Origin of the sequence: Pseudomonas sp. (assembly GCF_017744435.1) — a bacterium.
Taxonomy (GTDB): Bacteria; Pseudomonadota; Gammaproteobacteria; order Pseudomonadales; family Pseudomonadaceae; genus Aquipseudomonas.
The window spans coordinates 1-17,505 of the sequence record NZ_JAGIBG010000013.1 but is presented as its reverse complement, the minus strand read 5'-3'; the positions used below and the strand labels follow the sequence as shown (position 1 = coordinate 17,505).

Below are 17,505 nucleotides of genomic sequence, written 5' to 3'. Positions count from 1 at the left end.
GCTGCCTGACAAAACGCCGTGCGGGGCTGGCAGGTGGGTGGGCGGGCGTTTGAAGATCGCTCGGCACACCTTCTTGCACTGCCATCCAGGAGTCATGTCATGAGCGATATCCAGCTGTTACCTGCCGTGGTCGAGTTCCTCGCCAGGCCCCATGGCCATTTCATCGAGGGCCAGTACCTGGCGGGCGAGGCGGGGCCGTCGATCGCCATCCATGACCCGTCCAGCGGCACGGTTATCGCTCAAGTGGCCGAGGCCAGCGTTGCTGAAGTCGAGCGCGCGGTGCGCAGCGCGCGGCAAGCCTTCAAGGGCGCCTGGGCCGAGGCTTCGCCGTATCAGAAGGGGGTGGTGCTGAACCGCCTGGCTGACCTGATCGAGGCCAATGCCGAAGAGCTGGCGCAGCTGGAAACCCTGTGCTCGGGCAAGTCGATCAACCTCACCCGCGGCCTGGAGATCGCCCAGAGCGTGGTGTTCCTGCGCTACTTTGCCGGTTGGGCGAGCAAGATCACCGGGCAGACCATGACGCCGTCGATCCCGTCTTTCGCCGGCGAGCGCTACACCGCGTTCACCCTGCGCGAACCGGTGGGCGTGGTGGCCGGGATCGTGCCGTGGAACTTCTCGGTGATGATCGGCATCTGGAAGATCGCTTCGGCGCTGGTCACCGGCTGCACCATCGTCATCAAGCCCAGCGAGTTCACCCCGCTGACGCTGCTGCGCATTGCCGAGCTGGCAATCAAGGCGGGCGTGCCGGCAGGCGCGCTCAACGTGCTGAACGGCCGGGGGCAGGCCGGGCAGCGGCTGATCGAACACCCCGACGTAGCCAAGGTGGCCTTCACCGGTTCCGTGCCGACCGGCATCGCCGTGGGCAAGGCGGCCATGGCGGCCAACCTGACCCGCGCCACCCTGGAACTGGGCGGCAAGAATGCCGCGGCGCTGCTGGCCGATGTCGATGTTGACGGTGCGGTGGCCGGTATCGTGCAAACGGCCTATGTGCACCAGGGGCAGGTGTGCGCATCGCCCGAGCGGCTGTATGTGCACCACAGCAAGGTCGAGGAATTCACCCGCAAGCTGGGGGCGGCGCTGGGGCAGATGAAGATCGGTTCGGCACTGGACCCCGAGGCGCAGTTCGGGCCCCTGGCCAATGCCGCGCACTTGCAGAAGATTCTCGGCTTCTTCGAGCGGGCGCGGGCCAACAACACGGTGGTGTGTGGTGCCAGGGCAGTGGACCGGCCGGGCTACTTCGTCGAGCCGACCGTGGTGCTGGCCAACGGTGCCAGCGACCCGCTGCTGCATGAGGAAACCTTCGGGCCAATCGTCTGCGTGCTGCCGTTCGACAACGAGCAAGAGCTGGTCGAACTGATGAACGACAGCCCCTATGGCCTGACCGCCAGCCTGTGGACCAACGACCTGTCCAAGGCGCTGCGGCTGATTCCGCAGATCGAGGCCGGCACGGTGTGGGTCAACATGCATACCTTCCTCGACCCGGCGGTGCCGTTTGGCGGCGCCAAGGCCTCGGGGGTGGGGCGCGAATTCGGCAGCGCGTTCATCGAGGATTACACCGAGCTGAAGTCAGTGATGATCCGGTATTGAGCCAATCCAGGCGTGTGGGCGCGTCTATCGGCCGCTGCGCCCATATGCCTGGCTGATCCGGTCGATCACCATTGCCAGGGCGACGATGGCCAACCCGGCTTCGACCCCTTGGCCGACGTTGAGCGTCTGGATCCCGGCCAATACATCCTCACCCAGCCCGCGGGCACCGATCATCGAGGCTACTACTACCATCGACAAGGCCATCATCACCGACTGGTTGAGCCCGGCCATGATGCTCGGCAGCGCCAGCGGCAGGGCGATGCGCCGTAGCCGCTGCCAGCGGCCGGCACCCAGGCCGTGGGCGGCCTGCAGCAACGAGGGGTCGATCTGGCTCAGGCCCAGCTCGGTCAGCCTCACCAGCGGCGGCAGGGCATAGATCAAGGTGGCGAACACCGCCGGCACCTTGCCCAGGCCGAACAGCATCAGCACCGGGATCAGGTAGACGAAGGCCGGCAGCGTCTGCATCACGTCCAGTACCGGCAGCAGCAGGCGCCGGGCCAGCGGGCGGGTGGCCAGGAGGATGCCCAGCGGCACGCCGATCAGCACGCACAGCCCGGTACTGACCAGCACCAGGGCCAGGGTCTGCAGCAGTTTGTCCCACAGCCCGAGCATGCCGATGAATGCCAGCAGCGCGACCAGCACCACGCTGCGCACAAGGCTGCGGCTGGCGTGCCAGGCCAGCAGGCCGACCAGCAGCAACAACAGCCACCAGGGCATCAGGCGCAACAGGTTCTCCAGGCCGACCAGCAATTGCAGCAACTGGTCGGAGACACTGCGCAGGTGGTCGCCATAGTGCAATACCAACCAATCGACCAGGCGGTTGATGGTGTTGGCGAAGGACAGTTGCAGGGCTTCGGGGAAGCCCGTGCTCACAGGCTTGCCTCGACCTTGCCGGCCACGTCAGCGGGTAGCCAGGCCTTCCACACATCCGGGTTGGCGCGCAGGAACGCCTTGGCGGCATCGGTGGCTGGCAGGCGCTTTTCGTTCATCTCGGCCAGGGCCTTGTTCAGCCGGTCGATGGGCAGGTCGACTTTTTCGAATACTGCCACCAGCTGCGGATAGCCATCGCGAAAGGCCTTGGACACGCCGATCGACAGTTTTGCCGGCAGCGACTGGCTGCCTTTGGGGTTAGGGTTTTTCGGGTCGGTCAGGGTGGCCCAGGCTTCTGCATCGAACGGTGGCTCCTGCAGGCGCACCAGGTCGTACCGCCCGATCAGCGCCGTGGGGCTCCAGTAATAGAACAGCACGGGTTTCTTGCGGCGAATCGCCGAGTCCACTTCGGCATCCAGTGCAGCGCCGGAGCCGGTGCGGAAGTTGGTGTACAGGTCTTCCAGGCCGTAGGCCTTGAGCTTCTGGCTGTTGACGATTTCCGAGGTCCAGCCGCTGGGGCTGTTGAGGAAGCGGCCTCTGGCTGGGTTTTCAGGGTCCTTGAACACCGACGAATAGCGCTTGAGGTCCTCGACACTGCGCAGGTCGGGGGCGGGGGGCTTGTCGCCCTTGACCACGTAGGCAGGTACCCACCAGCCTTCTTCAGCATGCTTCACCGTGTCACCCAGGGCGAATACCTCGCCGGCCCTTTCGGCGTTGACCCAGGCGGGGCTGCGCCCGGCCCATTCCTCGGCGATCACCTGCAGGTCGTTGTGCGCCAGCGCCACTTCCATGCTCACGGTGCTGCCGGGCAGCGTGTCGGTGGGGTAGCCGTAACCGTGCTCGACGATGTGGCGCAGGATTTCCGTGGTCAGGGCGCCGCTTTCCCAGCCGAGCGCGCCGAAGTGAATGGGTTTGCTCTGTTCCGCCGATGCGGCACTGTCGGTGCTGGCCAGGCCGATGGTGAGCAGCAGGCTGGCCAGCAGCGCAGGGATCTTTTTCATGAGGAGCCTCGTCGTACTGCTTGTTGCGTTGCGGGCAAGTGTAGACGAGGAGGTTTTCGGGGCCGCGAACGGCCCCGGCTGGTCAGACGCGGAACTGGTCCATCAGCGCCTGTTGCTGGTTGGCCAGGCTGTTCAGCGACTGGCTGACCCGCGCCGATTCGTTGGCCTGGCCGGACAGCGATTCGGTGACATCGCGGATGGTCGCGACGTTGCTGTTGATCTCTTCGGCCACCGCACTTTGCTCTTCGGCGGCCGAGGCGATCTGCAGGTTCATGTCGGTGATCACGCTGACCGCCTGGCCGATGCGCTGCAGTGCAGTCACGGCCTGGCCGACCTGCTCGACACCGCCTTGAGCCTGGCGATGGCTGTGGTCCATGCTGCCGACCACATCGCGGGTGCCGGTCTGCAGGGCTTCGATCACCTGGCGGGTTTCCTCCACCGACTCCTGGGTGCGCTGGGCCAGGTTGCGCACTTCATCGGCGACCACGGCAAAGCCACGGCCGGCCTCACCGGCACGGGCCGCCTCGATGGCCGCGTTGAGCGCCAGCAGGTTGGTCTGCTCGGCGATCGAGCGGATCACTTCCAGCACCGAACCGATCTTCTCGCTGTTCTGCGCCAGGCCTTCGACTTCGGCCATGGCCTGGCTCATGTTAGCGGCCAGGGCATCGATGCTGGTGGTGGTGCGGTCGATCACCGCCAGGCCTTCGCGGGTGGCCTGGTCGGCCTCGCGGGCGGCTTGTGCGGCCTGGGCGGCGCTGCGGGCGACGTCCTGGGCAGTGGCGCTCATTTCGTGGGAGGCGGTGGCCACCTGGTCGACCTGGCGGTACTGCTGCTCCATGCCGGCGCTGGTTTCGGTGGCGATGGCCGAAGACTGGTCGGCGGTGCCGCGGGCGGCCTGTACCGAGCGCTTTACCTCGGCGATGGTCGGTTGCAGCTTGTCGAGGAAACGGTTGAACCAGCCGGCCAGCTCACCGAGTTCGTCGCGCTTGTCGTAGGTCAGGCGGCGGGTCAGGTCGCCTTCGCCGCTGGCGATGTCCTTGAGCATCGCCGCCACACCGAGGATCGGCTTGGTCACGCCACGGGCCATCAGCCACACCAGCAGCAGGCCGGCGATTGCTGCGGCCAGGCCCAGGCCCAGCTCCAGCAGGGTGCCGCTGGTGTTCAAGGTGTCCAGTTCTTGTTTGAGGGCTTCGGCGGGGCCGGTCAGGGCATTTTCCGGCACATCCAGCAGCACGCCCCAGGGTTGGGCGCCGGGGATCGGCTCGAAAGCGGCCAGCACTTTCAGGCGTGCCTGGTCGTGGAGGATGCTCAGCTTGCCAGTGGCCAGCTTGCGCACCAGTTCGGCGCCCTGGCGCGGGTCGACCTGGTCGAAACGCTGGGCCAGCTTGCTGGCGTCGGCGCTGTAGCCGGCCAGCAGGCCGACCGGGCTGAGGATGCCGACCGTGGTGCGGCCCTCGTAGAGGCCGCGGCTGGCGTCCTGGCTCAGGGCCTGCAGGCTGTTGAGGTTGATGTCGATGGACAGGGTGGCAATGATCTTGCCGTTGACCGCCAGCGGGAAGACGATGCTGGTCATCAGCACGCGCTGGCCGTCGATGTCATAGAAGTACGGCTCCACCACACAGACCTTGCCGGTGCTGCGCGGGCAGCTCCACCAGGTATTGGCTGGCTGGCCGCTAGGGCCGATCTCGGTGTTGGCCATGTCGTGCTCGGGCAGGGCCATGGCGGTCAGCTGGCCGGCACGCGGTTGCGACCAGTACAGGGCGAAGCGCCCGGTTTCGTTGCTGCCCAGCTCGGCCTTGCCGGCGAACAGGCTGTCCTTGTTGTCCAGCGCATTGGGCTCGAACACCAGCGACAGGCCGAGCAGGTCAGGGTTGGCCTGCAGCGCGGCGCGCACCTGGCGGGTCAGGTCCTCGCGCAGGTCGAAGGCGTCGAGGAAGCGTTTTTCCGCCTGTTCACGCAGGAACAGCACCTGACGCGAGAAGCCCGCGCCGTACTGGTAGGCATCCATGAACTGGCGGCGGATGTTCAGGGCCTGGACTTCACCTTGCGACTCGATACGCGACTGCGCAGCTTCGGTGAGCATCTGCATGCTGCTGGCCTTGACCAGGTCCGAGCTGTGGTCCATGCGGTACAGCGAAAGGCCGACGAGCAGGGTGACGATGCCGGCGAGGCAGAGACCGGCGAGCAGGGTGATCTTCCACTGGATGGAAAGTTGTCGCAAAGGCATGGGGGTGAATCCCTTGTAATAGGAATGTGGCTTGCGACTATTTCGGCCTGCTGTCTCTTTTCTTTATTCAAACGTTCAATTTAATAGTGGCTGCCAGTGAAACAGCCAGCAATATGGCGTTTTTGACATCTGATCCCTACTCCGTCAGAGTGCGCGCTTTTTGTCTGCCGCTACGAGGAAACCCAAACCATGAATGCAGTGATCGCCGCAGTCGGCATCATGCTGATACTCAGCCTGTCCCGCGTGCATGTGGTCATCGCCCTGATCATCGGCGCACTGGCCGGCGGCCTGGTCGGCGGGCTGGGGATCGAAGGCACGCTGAAGGCCTTCAATGGCGGCCTCGGTGGGGGGGCCACGGTGGCACTGTCCTACGCCTTGCTCGGTGCCTTCGCCGTGGCCATCGCCAAGTCGGGCCTGGCCCATGCCCTGGCCGACCGCGCATTGAACATGATCGATCGCCAGGGCCATGCCAACGGCGGCAAGGTCAAATGGCTGCTGATCGGCCTGATGCTGGTAGTGGCGGTTTCGTCGCAGAACATCCTGCCCATCCACATCGCCTTCATCCCGCTGCTGGTGCCGCCGCTGCTGTACGTGCTGACACGTCTGCGCATCGATCGCCGGCTGATCGCCTGCGTGATCACCTTCGGCCTGATCACGCCGTACATGTTCCTGCCGGTTGGCTTTGGCAACATCTTCCTCAACGAAATCCTGCTGGCCAACGTCGCCCGTGCCGGGGTCGATGTCAGCGGGGTCAATGTCACCCACGCCATGGCCATCCCGGCGGCCGGCATGTTCGTCGGCCTGCTGCTGGCGGTATTCATCAGCTACCGCAAGAAGCGTGACTACGACCTGGCGCGCATCGAGCAGGTCGAGCAGGTCAGCGTGCAGTACAACCCGCTGACCCTGCTGGTGGCCGGGCTGGCAATCGCCGCGGCATTCATCGTACAGCTGTGGCTGGACTCGATGATCATCGGCGCCATGGTCGGCTTCCTGATCTTCTCGCTGTCGGGCATCGTGCGCTGGAAGGACACCGACGACCTGTTCACCGAAGGCATGAAGATGATGGCCATGATCGGCTTCATCATGATCGCCGCATCGGGCTTTGCCGATGTGATGAAGGCCACTGGCGAAGTGCAGAGCCTGGTCGAGACCTCGGCGCAATGGATCGACCACAGCAAGGGCATTGGTGCCTTGCTGATGCTGCTGGTGGGCTTGCTGGTGACCATGGGCATCGGTTCGTCGTTCTCGACGGTGCCGATCCTGGCAGCGATCTTCGTGCCGCTGTGCGTGCAATTGGGCTTCGACCCGCTGGCCACGGTGTGCATCGTCGGTACCGCAGGAGCCCTGGGCGATGCTGGCTCGCCAGCTTCGGACTCGACCCTCGGCCCGACCTCGGGGCTGAACGTGGATGGCCAGCACCACCACATCTGGGACACCGTGGTTCCTACCTTCCTCCACTACAACCTGCCGCTGCTGGCGTTCGGTTGGCTGGCGGCGATGACCCTGTAACGCGTCAGCCCTTGTCTGGCGGTGGCGAGATGCTGTTGAGGACGGTGCTGCCGTCCTTGCTGCGGGTCAGGTAGACCGGCAGCACCTTGGGCAGGTTGTCCACCAGCCGCTCGACCTCGCGGGTGTTGTAGATGCCGCTGATACGGATGCGCCCGGTGGCGGGGTCGGCCAACAGCAGTGGGGCGTCGAGGTAGCGGTTGATCACCGGCAGGGCCTGCTCCAGGCTCAGGTTGTCGAGCACCAGCTTGCCGTTGCGCCAGGCCAGGCTGTTGTCGTAGTCGTCGTTCTCGGCGAGCTGCGGTTCGAAATCACCCGTGTGGTAGCTGGCCTGCATGCCAGGGCCCAGGCGGTAGCCACCAGCACCACCGTCGCTGCTGACCAGCACCGAACCCTGCACCAGCGTGACCTTGACCTGGTCCTGGTACTTCCAGACGTTGAACTGGGTACCGGTGACCCGGGTCTGGCCGTGGCCGGCGCGGACGATGAACGGGTGGCTGCTGTCGTGCTGCACCTTGAAGAAGGCCTCGCCCCGCTTGAGGGTGACCTGACGCTGGTCCTTGTAGTTGAGGTAGGTCAGTTCGGTGTGCAGGTTGAGTTCGACCGTGCTGCCGTCGCTCAACTGCACGGTCTGCATCGCGTTGCCCGCTTCGAAGTGCTGGTAGTGGTTGGGCAGCCAGCCTTGCTCCCAACCCACCCAGCCGGCCAGCGGCAATACCAGCAGGGCCAACGCCGCTGCCGACGCCAGCGGCCGCCAGTTGCGCGCCCGTGGCGCGTGTCGTGCAGGCGGGTTGAAGTCGATGACCGTGGCGGTGCGGGGCAACAGGTCGGCGGTTTGCCAGATTTCCAGCATCGCCTGGTATTCCTCGGCGTGACGCGGGTCGGCCGCCAGCCAGCGGGCGAACGCTTCACGTTCGACCTGCGTGCAATCGTCGGCGTGCAGGCGCATGCACCAGTGCGCGGCGGCATCGGTGATGGCTTCGTCTGGGCTGGGATTGAGGCGGTCTTGGTTCATCAAAGCTCCGGGTTTTGCGCATTCTACCCCTGCAAGGGGCTCCCGAGAACCGAGGTAATGGCGAATGACTATCAGTTATGTGTGTTTTTCGTCGGTTGCGCAAGGGATTTCCAGCGTTTGAGAACGCTTCGCGGCAAACACGAAGCGCTCCCTTGCCGCCTCAGAATTGCTCGGCTGCCATCGCGTACAGGCTGGCGCTACCGGCGCGGATGCTGGCATCCAGGGCCAGGCTGCGCGGCAGCAGGCGCTGGAAGAAGAACGCCGCACAGGCCAGCTTGGCGCCATGGAAGGCCGGGTCTTCGGCGTGCCTGGCCTGGGCCGCCGCCGCCATCCGCGCCCACATGTAGGCGTAGGCGGTCAGGCCGAACAGGTGCAGGTATTCCACCGCCACGGCATTGACCAGGTTGGCGTCCTCGCGTGCCCGTGCCCGCAGCCACTCGCTGGTGGCTTCCAGCCGTGCCAGGCTGGCTTGCAAGGCTTCGCGGTGCAGCGGTGCCCCGGCACTGAAGGCCCGCACTTCGGCGGCAAAGCAGGCCAGGGCCTGGCCGCCATCGGCCAGCACTTTGCGCCCGAGCAGGTCGAGGGCCTGGATGCCGTTGGTGCCTTCGTAGATCTGGGCGATGCGCACATCGCGCACACGCTGCTCCTGGCCCCACTCACGGATGTAGCCATGGCCGCCGTACACCTGCTGGCCGAGCACGCAGCTTTCCAGGCCGTTGTCGGTGAAGAACGCCTTGGCCACCGGGGTCAGCAGCGCGACCAGGCGCTGGGCATGCTCGCGCTCACCACCGTCCTCGGCGTAGCGCGCCAGATCGAGCTGCTGGCCGACATAGGCGGCGAAGGAGCGGCCACCTTCGGTGAGGGTGCGCATGGTCAGCAGCATGCGCCTTACATCGCCATGTTCGATGATCGGGTCGGCGGCTTTCTCTGACGCCTTTGGGCCGCTGGCGGCGCGGCTTTGCAGGCGCTCGTTGGCGTAGCGTGCAGCGCTCTGGTACGACGCTTCGGCGCAGCCGATGCCCTGGATGCCGATGGACAGGCGTTCGTAGTTCATCATGGTGAACATCGCCGCCAGGCCCTTGTTCGGCTCACCGACCAGGTAACCGCTGGCACCGTCGAAGTTCATCACGCAGGTGGCCGAGGCCTTGATGCCCATCTTGTGTTCGATCGAACCACAGTGCGCGGCGTTGCGCGGGCCGAGGCTGCCGTCGGCCTCGACAAGGTACTTGGGCACCAGGAACAGCGAGATGCCCTTGGCCCCGGCAGGGGCGTCCGGCAGCTTGGCCAGCACCAGGTGGACGATGTTCTCGGTCAGGTCCTGCTCGCCACCGGTGATGAAGATCTTGCTGCCACTGATGCGATAGCTGCCGTCGGCCTGGGGTTCGGCGCGGCTGCGGATCAGCCCAAGGTCGGTGCCTGCGTGGGGCTCGGTCAGGCACATGGTGCCCGCCCAGCGGCCTTCGTACAGCGGTGGCAGGTAGGTGGCCTTGAGTGCTTCGCTGGCATGGGCATCGATGGCCAGGCAGCTGCCGGCGCTCAGCGCCGAATACAGGCTGAAGCTGCAGTCGGCGGCGTAGAGCATCTCTTCGAACAGCACGCCGAGCATCTTCGGCATGCCCATGCCGCCATACTCAGGGTTGCCGCCCAGGCCCACCCAACCGCCTTCGCGGTAGGTCTGCCAGGCGTCACGGAAGCCGTCCGGGGTGGTGACGTTGCCGGCGTCGAAGTGCACGCCTTGCTCATCGCCGTTGCGGCTGAGCGGGGCGATCAGCTGGCCGGTGACCTTGGCGGCTTCTTCAAGGATGGCGTCGGCGGTTTCGCCGTCGACGCGTTCGGCCAGGGCGGGCAGGCGCGCCCACAGGGCAGGGCCCTGGAACACGTCATGGAGGATGAAGCGCATGTCGCGCAAGGGAGCGGTGTAGTCGGTCATGTCAGGCTCGATAACGGTTCACAGGGCCTTGGCGCGGTCGCGCAGGACGTATTTCTGGATCTTGCCGGTGGAGGTCTTGGGCAGTTCGCCGAAGACCACAGTCTTGGGCACCTTGAACCCGGCCAGGTGTTCGCGGCACCAGCTGATGATGTCGCTCTCGCGGGTCTGCTCGTGGCCGGGCTTGAGGGCGACGAAGGCGCAGGGCGTTTCGCCCCACTTGTCGTCGGCGCGGGCGACCACCGCGGCTTCCAGCACGGCGTGGTGCTTGTACAGGGTGTCTTCGACTTCGATGGTCGAGATGTTCTCGCCGCCGGAAATGATGATGTCCTTGAGCCGGTCCTTGATCTCGACATAGCCATCGGCGTGCCACACGGCCAGGTCACCGGTGTGGAACCAGCCGCCGCGGAAGGCTTCGGCGGTGGCTTCGGGGTTTTTCAGGTAGCCCTTCATCACCGTGTTGCCGCGCATGAAGATCTCGCCCAGGGTGTTGCCGTCTTGCGGTACCGGCTGCAGGGTCTGCGGGTCGGCGACCATCAGGCCGTCGAGGGTGGGGTAGCGCACGCCCTGGCGCGATTTGATCCGCGCCCGTTCCTCCAGCGGCAGTTCGTCCCATTCGTCATGCCAGGCACAGACGGTGACCGGCCCATAGACCTCGGTCAGGCCATAGGTGTGGGTGACCCGGATGCCCATCTGCTCGACCGCACCGATGACCTTGGCCGGTGGTGCGGCGCCGGCGACCATGGCCTGTACCGGGTGTTCGATGGCGGCCTTGGCGGCCTCTGGCATGTTGACCAGGGCGTTGAGCACGATGGGCGCGCCGCACAGGTGGCTGACCCGGTGCTCGCGGATCAGGGTGAGGATCTTCTGTGGGTCGACCCGGCGCAGGAACACGTGGGTGCCGGCCAGCGCGGTGATGGTCCAGGGGTAGCACCAGCCGTTGCAGTGGAACATCGGCAAGGTCCACAGGTACACCGGGCGGTGGCCCATGGCCCAGGTCATCTGGTTGCCGATGGCGTTCAGGTAGGCGCCACGGTGGTGATAGACCACGCCCTTGGGGTTGCCGGTGGTGCCCGAGGTGTAGTTCAGCGAAATCGCCTGCCATTCGTCATCGGGCCACTCCCAGGCAAAATCCGGGTCGCCTTCGGCCAGCAGGGCTTCATAGTCGAGGTCGCTGACCGCACGGCCTTCGCCGTACTCGGGGTCATCCACATCGACCACCAGCGGCGGGTGTTCGAGCAACGCCAGGGCAGTAGCGATCACGCCGTGGAACTCGCGGTCGGTGATCAGCACCTTGGCCTCGCCATGCTGCAGCATGAAGGCGATGGCTTCGGCGTCCAGGCGCACGTTGAGGGTGTTGAGCACGGCGCCGATCATCGGCACACCGAAGTGTGCTTCGAGCATGGCCGGAATGTTCGGCAGCATCACCGCCACCGTGTCGCCTCGGCCGATACCACGCCCGGCCAGGGCGCTGGCCAGGCGCCGGCAGCGCTGGTAGGTCTCGCGCCAGTCGCGGCGAATGGCGCCGTGGATCACGGCCGGGTAATCGCCGTACACGGCGGCGGTACGTTCGATGAAGCTCAGCGGGGTGAGGGCGACGTGGTTGACGGCAGCGGGCATCAGGCCCTGGGCGAAGATCGACATACGGTAATCCTGTAGGGGAGGCAGACGCAGCCTGTGCGTGTGGCCCCCCGGTGGCTGATTGTTAGCTCTGATCAGGGTGCGGGCAGCGCGCCGATGGCCGCTTGCCCCTGTCGCAGTTTTACGCGAACCGCTATCGTAGATGGAATATCGACTATAGCAATATAGTAAAACTACTATAAGAACGAGTGCCGACGTTGGATCAGACCCTTTTCCCCTTGCTCACCAAGGACCCACAACCCAGCGTGCTGCTGGCCGCCGATGCCAGTGCGCTGGCAAGCAATCCGGCCCTGCAGGCATTGATCGGCGCGGGTGCCACGCCGGCCGACTGGCTGCCGAGCAACGCTGCGGGGCTGGTGCGTGCGTGCCTGCGCCAGCACCGGGCAATCGTCGATGTGGAAAAACAGGTCGGCGAACGCATTCTGCTGTGGACTTTCATCCCCGATGACCAGGGCCAGTGGGTGCTGGCGCGCTGCCGCGATGCCAGCGAAGAGCGCCAGGGCACCCGTGAGGCGAGCCGCGCCCGGCGCCTGTATCGGCTGATCATCGAGAACACCACCGACCTCATTTCCCGGCACAGCCCGGATGGCCGCTTTCTCGACGCCTCGCCAGCGGCCTACCGCCTGCTCGGCCTGTGGCCGGAGCAACTGCGCGGCATGCCGGTGCGAGCCCTGCTGCACCCGCGCGAGCGGCGCCAGGTGCTACGCCAGGCCGCCGCCGCACTGGACCAGGACGGTTACCACACCACGACTTGCCGCGTTCGCCATGCCTGCGGCGCCTATCGCTGGTTCGAGATCGCCAGCCGGGCGATCCGCGAGACCTACACGGGTGCAGTGGTGGAAGTGGTCAGTGTGTCGCGGGACATCACCCTGCGCATCGAGGCCCAGGAGAACCTGGCCCACAGCGCCCGGCTCGCCACCCTGGGCGAACTGGCGTCGGGGATCGCCCACGAGATGAATCAGCCGCTGGCGGCGGTGGTCAACTATGCCAATGCCAGCCAACGCTACCTGCAAGGCCTGGAGCGCGACCCGCAGGCGCGTGAGCGGGTCGGCCAGGGCCTGCAACGCATCACCAAGCAGGCGACCCACGCCGCCGAGGTGATTCGCCGCCTGCGTGCGTTCCTGCGCAAGGGGCCGCGGCGCCTGCAGGCGGTGGAGGTGGCCGAAGTGGCGGCCGAAGCCATGCGCCTGTGCGCCTGGGAAGCCGCACGTGACCAGGTCTCGGTCGAACTGCGCCTCAGCGGGCAGTTGCCGGCGGTGTTCGCCGACCGGGTATTGCTCGAACAAGTGCTGCTCAACCTGCTGCGCAATGCCATCGAGGCCAACCGCGAGCAGCATGGCGCGCAGCCGTCACGTATCCTGCTCGGCGCCGTGCGCGAGGGCGACGGGGTGCTGATCGAGGTCGCCGACCAGGGGCCTGGCGTGGCTGCCGAGCGCCTGGATGAGATCTTCACCCCGTTCAGTACCAGCAAGGCCGATGGCCTGGGCCTGGGCCTGAGCATGAGCCGCAGCCTGATCGAAGGGTTTGGCGGCAGCCTCTGGGCGCGTGCGGGTGAGGCGGGCGGGCTGGTGTTGTGCTGCCGCCTGGCAGTGAACCGGGGATAAGGAGAGAGCAGGGTGCAAGCGAAGGTGTATGTGGTCGACGACGACCAGGGCATGCGTGATTCGACGGTGTGGTTGCTGGAGTCGGTGGGCCTGCAGGGCGTGCCGTTCGCCAGCGGCCAGGCGTTTCTCGATGCCTGCGTGGACGATGGGCCGGCCTGCGTGCTGCTCGATGTGCGCATGCCCGGGCTGGGCGGCATGGCGGTGCAGCAGGCACTGCGCGAGCGTGGCCTGCAGCTGCCAGTGATCTTCGTCAGCGGCCATGCCGACGTGCCGATCGTGGTGCGGGCGTTCAAGGCCGGGGCGAGCGACTTCATCGAGAAACCCTACAGCGACCAGCTGCTGCTCGACAGCGTGCAGGCGGCACTGGAGCGGGCAGGGCAGGCGCGCCAGGACGACCTGGTGCTGGCCGCGGTGCAGGCCCGCGTGGATGCCCTGACGCCCCGTGAGCGCGACGTGTTCGTGCCGCTGGCCCAGGGCTTGAACAACCGCGAGATTGCCGAGCGCCTGGGCATCAGCGTGAAGACCGTGGACCTCTACCGGGGGCGGGTAATGAAGCGCCTGCAGGCAGGCAGCCTGGCCGAGCTGGTGGGCATGGCGATTGCCTGCGGGGCCGTGCAGGCGCTGGGCTTGCGCGCGCTGTGAAACGTCGCCGGCAACGGCCGTTTCATGAATATTTGCATAGCACCCTAATCAAAGCTTTGACATTCACTGCCTAGGCAGTAATATTTTTAAACAATTACCCGAGCAGCCCCCGATGTCCCATTTCACCCCGGAAAACTTCCAGACCTGCGCCATCGGCATGCTGCTGGGCCGTGCGGCGATCCTCAAGGACCGCATTCTCGACTGGCATCTCGAATCGGAGGGCGTCACCGCCGCACAGTTCAAGGTGCTGATCATCGTCACCCAGTACCAGGTGGATACCCCGGCCGAACTGTGCCGCTACCTGGGCCTGGACAGCGGTTCGATGACCCGCATGCTCGACCGCCTCGAGCAGAAGGGCCTGATCCTGCGCAACCGCTGCGCCGATGACCGCCGCCAGGTGCGCCTGGCACTGACCGCCGATGGCCAGCGCCTGGCCGACCGCCTGCCGGAGATCGGCGCGGCGGCGATGAACGAACTGGTCGGCGTGCTGCAGCCAGATGAATTGAAGACCCTCGAAGGTCTGCTGGCCAAGGTGCTGCTGGGTGCCGGCGACCCTCTGACGATCCGCCGCTTCGGCGATCGTTGATCCCTGTTACGCATATTCCAAGGTATTGTCATGGCCACTCCCACAGACACCACAACTCCCTCCGCCGACGCGCCTGCGTCGGGCAAGCGCAAGGCCTGGCTGCTCGGCCTGCTGTTGCTGGTGCTGCTCGCCGGCGCCGGCACCTGGGCCTGGTACAGCCTGGTCGGGCGCTGGCACGAAAGCACCGACGACGCCTACGTCAATGGCAACGTGGTGGAGATCACCCCGCTGGTGACCGGCACCGTCACCAGCATCGGCGCCGATGACGGCGACCTGGTGCATGCCGGCCAGGTGCTGTTGCAGTTCGACCCGTCCGACAGCGAAGTGGCCCTGCAGTCCGCCGAAGCCAAGCTGGCGCGCAGCGTGCGCCAGGTGCGCGGGCTGTACAGCAACGTCGACTCGCTCAAGGCCCAGCTGGAAACCCGCCAGGCCGAGCTGCAGAAGGCCCAGCAGAACTACAACCGACGCAAGGTGCTGGCCGACAGCGGCGCAATCGCCGCGGAAGAGATCTCCCATGCCCGTGACGACCTGACCGTGGCCCAGGCCGCCGTCAACGCCGCCCGCCAGCAACTCAACACCAGTACCGCGCTGGTCGACGACACCGTGGTGTCCTCGCACCCCGAGGTCATGGCGGCCGCTGCCGACCTGCGCCAGGCCTACCTCGACAACGCCCGCACCACCCTGGTGGCGCCAGTGACCGGCTATGTCGCCAAGCGTACCGTGCAGCTTGGCCAGCGCCTGCAGCCGGGCACCGCGACCATGGCGGTGATCCCGCTGAACGAAGTGTGGATCGACGCCAACTTCAAGGAAACCCAGCTGCGCGACATGCGCATCGGCCAGCTGGTGGAAGTCAGCGCCGACCTGTACGGCAGCGAGGTCAAGTACAGCGGCACGGTCGACAGCCTTGGCGCTGGCACCGGCAGCGCCTTCGCCCTGTTGCCGGCGCAGAACGCCACCGGCAACTGGATCAAGATCGTCCAGCGCGTGCCGGTGCGCATTCACCTCAGCCCTGACCAGCTCAAGGACCACCCGCTGCGCATCGGCCTGTCCACCGTGGTCGAGGTCGACCTGCACGACCAGAGCGGCCCGACCCTGGCCCAGCAGCCACCGCAGCAGGCCAGCTACACCACCCAGGTGTACGACCGCCAGCTGGCCGAGGCCGATAACCTGATCGCCCGGCTGATCCACGAGAACAGCGCCACCGGCAAGACGGCGCAGCGATGAGCAACAACGCCCCGGCCCAGTTCACCCCGCCGAGCCTGCTGCTGACCACCATCGGCCTGTCGCTGGCGACCTTCATGCAGGTGCTCGACACCACCATCGCCAACGTGGCGCTGCCGACCATTTCCGGCAACCTGGGGGTGAGCTACGAGCAGGGCACCTGGGTGATCACTTCGTTCGCGGTGAGCAACGCCATTGCCTTGCCGCTGACTGGCTGGCTGAGCCGGCGCTTTGGCGAGGTGAAGCTGTTCATCTGGGCCACATTGCTGTTCGTGCTGGCGTCGTTCCTCTGCGGTGTCGCCCAGTCGATGCCGGAGCTGGTGGGCTTCCGTGTCTTGCAGGGGGTGGTGGCCGGGCCGCTGTACCCGATGACCCAGACTTTGCTGATTGCCGTGTACCCCCCCGCGAAAAGGGGCATGGCCCTGGCCTTGCTGGCGATGGTCACGGTGGTGGCGCCGATTGCCGGGCCGATATTGGGTGGCTGGATCACCGACAGCTACAGCTGGCCGTGGATCTTTTTCATCAACGTGCCGATCGGCCTGTTCGCCGCTGCCGTGGTGCGCCAGCAGATGCGCACGCGGCCAGTGGTCACCAGCCGCCAGCCGATGGACTACATTGGCCTGCTGACGCTGATCGTCGGCGTGGGCGCGTTGCAGGTGGTGTTGGACAAGGGCAATGACCTGGACTGGTTCGAGTCGTCGTTCATCATTATCGGCACGCTGATTTCGGTGGTGTTCCTGGCGATCTTCATCATCTGGGAGCTCACCGACCGGCACCCGGTGGTCAACCTGCGGCTGTTCGTGCACCGCAACTTCCGCGTCGGCACCATCGTGCTGGTTGGCGGTTATGCGGGGTTCTTCGGCATCAACCTGATCCTGCCGCAGTGGCTGCAGACGCAGATGGGCTACACCGCCACCTGGGCGGGGCTGGCGGTGGCACCGATCGGCTTGCTGCCGGTGATCATGTCGCCGTTCGTGGGCAAGTACGCGCACCGCTTCGACCTGCGGGTGCTGGCGGGGCTGGCGTTCCTGGCGATTGGCACCAGTTGCTTCATGCGTGCCGGGTTCACCAGCGAGGTGGACTTCCAGCACATCGCTCTGGTGCAGTTGTTCATGGGGATTGGCGTGGCGCTGTTCTTCATGCCGACCTTGAGCATCCTGCTGTCGGACTTGCCGCCGCATCAGATTGCCGATGGTTCGGGGCTGGCGACTTTCCTGCGTACGCTGGGGGGGAGCTTTGCGGCTTCGTTGACGACCTGGATCTGGATTCGTCGGGCGGATCAGCATCATGCGTACCTGAGTGAGCACATCAGCCAGTTCGACCCGGCGACGCGGCATACGCTGGAGCAGATGGGCGGGGCGAGTGCGCAGCATTACGCGCAGCTGGAGCAGATCGTCAACGCGCAGGCGTACATGATGTCGACGGTGGATTACTTCACCTTGATGACCTGGGTGTTTGCCGGGTTGATCCTGTTAGTGTGGCTGGCCAAGCCGCCGTTCACCGCCAAGGCAGGGCCGGCTTCGGCGGGGCATTGAGGCAGTAACGCTGCTCTTCTTGCTCTTGCTCTTGCTCTTGTTCTGCTTTTGCTTTTAAGCGCGCGGTAGTTCAGGCGACGCAGATTGCGACTTCAGGAGGCCGAACGGAGGTCTTGCGGAGGGAGGTGACGGGCATGGATGCC

Annotated in this window: 13 protein-coding genes; 7 read left to right on the top strand and 6 right to left on the bottom strand. The window is 65.8% G+C overall.

All coding sequences use genetic code 11. The annotated features are described in order from the left end of the window. The first annotated feature begins 99 nt into the window (after positions 1–99). Positions 100–1,587: an aldehyde dehydrogenase family protein gene (locus tag J7573_RS11110; RefSeq protein ID WP_294334623.1), complete on the top strand. Its 1,488-nt coding sequence runs from the start codon at positions 100–102 to the stop codon at positions 1,585–1,587. A 24-nt stretch (positions 1,588–1,611) separates the two neighbouring features. Here the strand turns inward: J7573_RS11110 and J7573_RS11105 are convergent, their stop codons facing one another. From J7573_RS11105 to J7573_RS11095, 3 genes are all read right to left on the bottom strand, one after another. Next, a complete protein-coding gene (locus J7573_RS11105; RefSeq protein WP_294334622.1) occupies positions 1,612–2,460 on the bottom strand; it encodes an ABC transporter permease subunit in 849 nt (282 codons plus the stop codon). Next, complete coding sequence (locus tag J7573_RS11100; protein WP_294334620.1) at positions 2,457–3,458, bottom strand: ABC transporter substrate-binding protein; 1,002 nt, start codon at positions 3,456–3,458, stop codon at positions 2,457–2,459. The genes J7573_RS11105 and J7573_RS11100 overlap by 4 nt, the downstream gene beginning before the upstream one ends. Before the next feature lie 82 nt (positions 3,459–3,540). After that, positions 3,541–5,685, bottom strand: a complete 2,145-nt coding sequence (locus J7573_RS11095) for a methyl-accepting chemotaxis protein (protein ID WP_294334618.1) — start codon at positions 5,683–5,685, stop codon at positions 3,541–3,543. Between the two features lie 189 nt (positions 5,686–5,874). On the opposite strand from J7573_RS11095, the gene J7573_RS11090 reads away from it, so the two are divergent. Beyond that, entirely contained in the window at positions 5,875–7,194 is a 1,320-nt protein-coding gene (locus J7573_RS11090) for a Na+/H+ antiporter family protein (protein ID WP_294334617.1), read from the top strand. 4 nt (positions 7,195–7,198) lie between these two features. On the opposite strand, the gene J7573_RS11085 is transcribed toward J7573_RS11090, so the two are convergent. The 3 genes from J7573_RS11085 to J7573_RS11075 all read right to left on the bottom strand — a co-directional run bounded on the left by J7573_RS11085 (position 7,199) and on the right by J7573_RS11075 (position 11,777). Continuing rightward, a complete protein-coding gene (locus J7573_RS11085; protein WP_294334615.1) occupies positions 7,199–8,206 on the bottom strand; it encodes a FecR family protein in 1,008 nt (335 codons plus the stop codon). 160 nt (positions 8,207–8,366) lie between these two features. Beyond that, positions 8,367–10,136: an acyl-CoA dehydrogenase C-terminal domain-containing protein gene (locus J7573_RS11080; protein ID WP_294334614.1), complete on the bottom strand. Its 1,770-nt coding sequence runs from the start codon at positions 10,134–10,136 to the stop codon at positions 8,367–8,369. A gap of 18 nt (positions 10,137–10,154) precedes the next feature. Then, positions 10,155–11,777, bottom strand: coding sequence for an acyl-CoA synthetase (locus J7573_RS11075; protein ID WP_294334612.1), 1,623 nt, complete (start codon positions 11,775–11,777; stop codon positions 10,155–10,157). 194 nt (positions 11,778–11,971) lie between these two features. On the opposite strand from J7573_RS11075, the gene J7573_RS11070 reads away from it, so the two are divergent. The 5 genes from J7573_RS11070 to J7573_RS11050 all read left to right on the top strand — a co-directional run bounded on the left by J7573_RS11070 (position 11,972) and on the right by J7573_RS11050 (position 17,362). Continuing rightward, positions 11,972–13,378 carry an ATP-binding protein gene (locus tag J7573_RS11070; protein ID WP_294334610.1) on the top strand — a complete coding sequence of 469 codons (1,407 nt, stop codon included), beginning with the start codon at positions 11,972–11,974 and terminating at the stop codon, positions 13,376–13,378. Between the two features lie 12 nt (positions 13,379–13,390). Beyond that, positions 13,391–14,020: a response regulator transcription factor gene (locus tag J7573_RS11065; protein ID WP_294334609.1), complete on the top strand. Its 630-nt coding sequence runs from the start codon at positions 13,391–13,393 to the stop codon at positions 14,018–14,020. 112 nt (positions 14,021–14,132) lie between these two features. Further along, entirely contained in the window at positions 14,133–14,606 is a 474-nt protein-coding gene (locus J7573_RS11060; protein WP_294334607.1) for a MarR family transcriptional regulator, read from the top strand. 30 nt (positions 14,607–14,636) lie between these two features. Continuing rightward, complete coding sequence (locus J7573_RS11055; protein WP_294334605.1) at positions 14,637–15,830, top strand: HlyD family efflux transporter periplasmic adaptor subunit; 1,194 nt, start codon at positions 14,637–14,639, stop codon at positions 15,828–15,830. Next, a complete protein-coding gene (locus J7573_RS11050) occupies positions 15,827–17,362 on the top strand; it encodes a DHA2 family efflux MFS transporter permease subunit (protein WP_294334603.1) in 1,536 nt (511 codons plus the stop codon). Before J7573_RS11055 ends, J7573_RS11050 begins: the two co-directional genes overlap by 4 nt. Positions 17,363–17,505: the final 143 nt, after the last annotated feature.

Bases quoted from the DNA above. Each gene is read 5' to 3' on its own strand.
- J7573_RS11085 (WP_294334615.1), bottom strand. From the start codon at position 8,206: ATGAACCAAGACCGCCTCAATCCCAGCCCAGACGAAGCCATCACCGAT.
- J7573_RS11060 (WP_294334607.1), top strand. From the start codon at position 14,133: ATGTCCCATTTCACCCCGGAAAACTTCCAGACCTGCGCCATCGGCATG.
- J7573_RS11100 (WP_294334620.1), bottom strand. From the start codon at position 3,458: ATGAAAAAGATCCCTGCGCTGCTGGCCAGCCTGCTGCTCACCATCGGC.
- J7573_RS11075 (WP_294334612.1), bottom strand. From the start codon at position 11,777: ATGTCGATCTTCGCCCAGGGCCTGATGCCCGCTGCCGTCAACCACGTC.
- J7573_RS11080 (WP_294334614.1), bottom strand. From the start codon at position 10,136: ATGACCGACTACACCGCTCCCTTGCGCGACATGCGCTTCATCCTCCAT.
- J7573_RS11095 (WP_294334618.1), bottom strand. From the start codon at position 5,685: ATGCCTTTGCGACAACTTTCCATCCAGTGGAAGATCACCCTGCTCGCC.
- J7573_RS11050 (WP_294334603.1), top strand. From the start codon at position 15,827: ATGAGCAACAACGCCCCGGCCCAGTTCACCCCGCCGAGCCTGCTGCTG.
- J7573_RS11055 (WP_294334605.1), top strand. From the start codon at position 14,637: ATGGCCACTCCCACAGACACCACAACTCCCTCCGCCGACGCGCCTGCG.
- J7573_RS11090 (WP_294334617.1), top strand. From the start codon at position 5,875: ATGAATGCAGTGATCGCCGCAGTCGGCATCATGCTGATACTCAGCCTG.
- J7573_RS11110 (WP_294334623.1), top strand. From the start codon at position 100: ATGAGCGATATCCAGCTGTTACCTGCCGTGGTCGAGTTCCTCGCCAGG.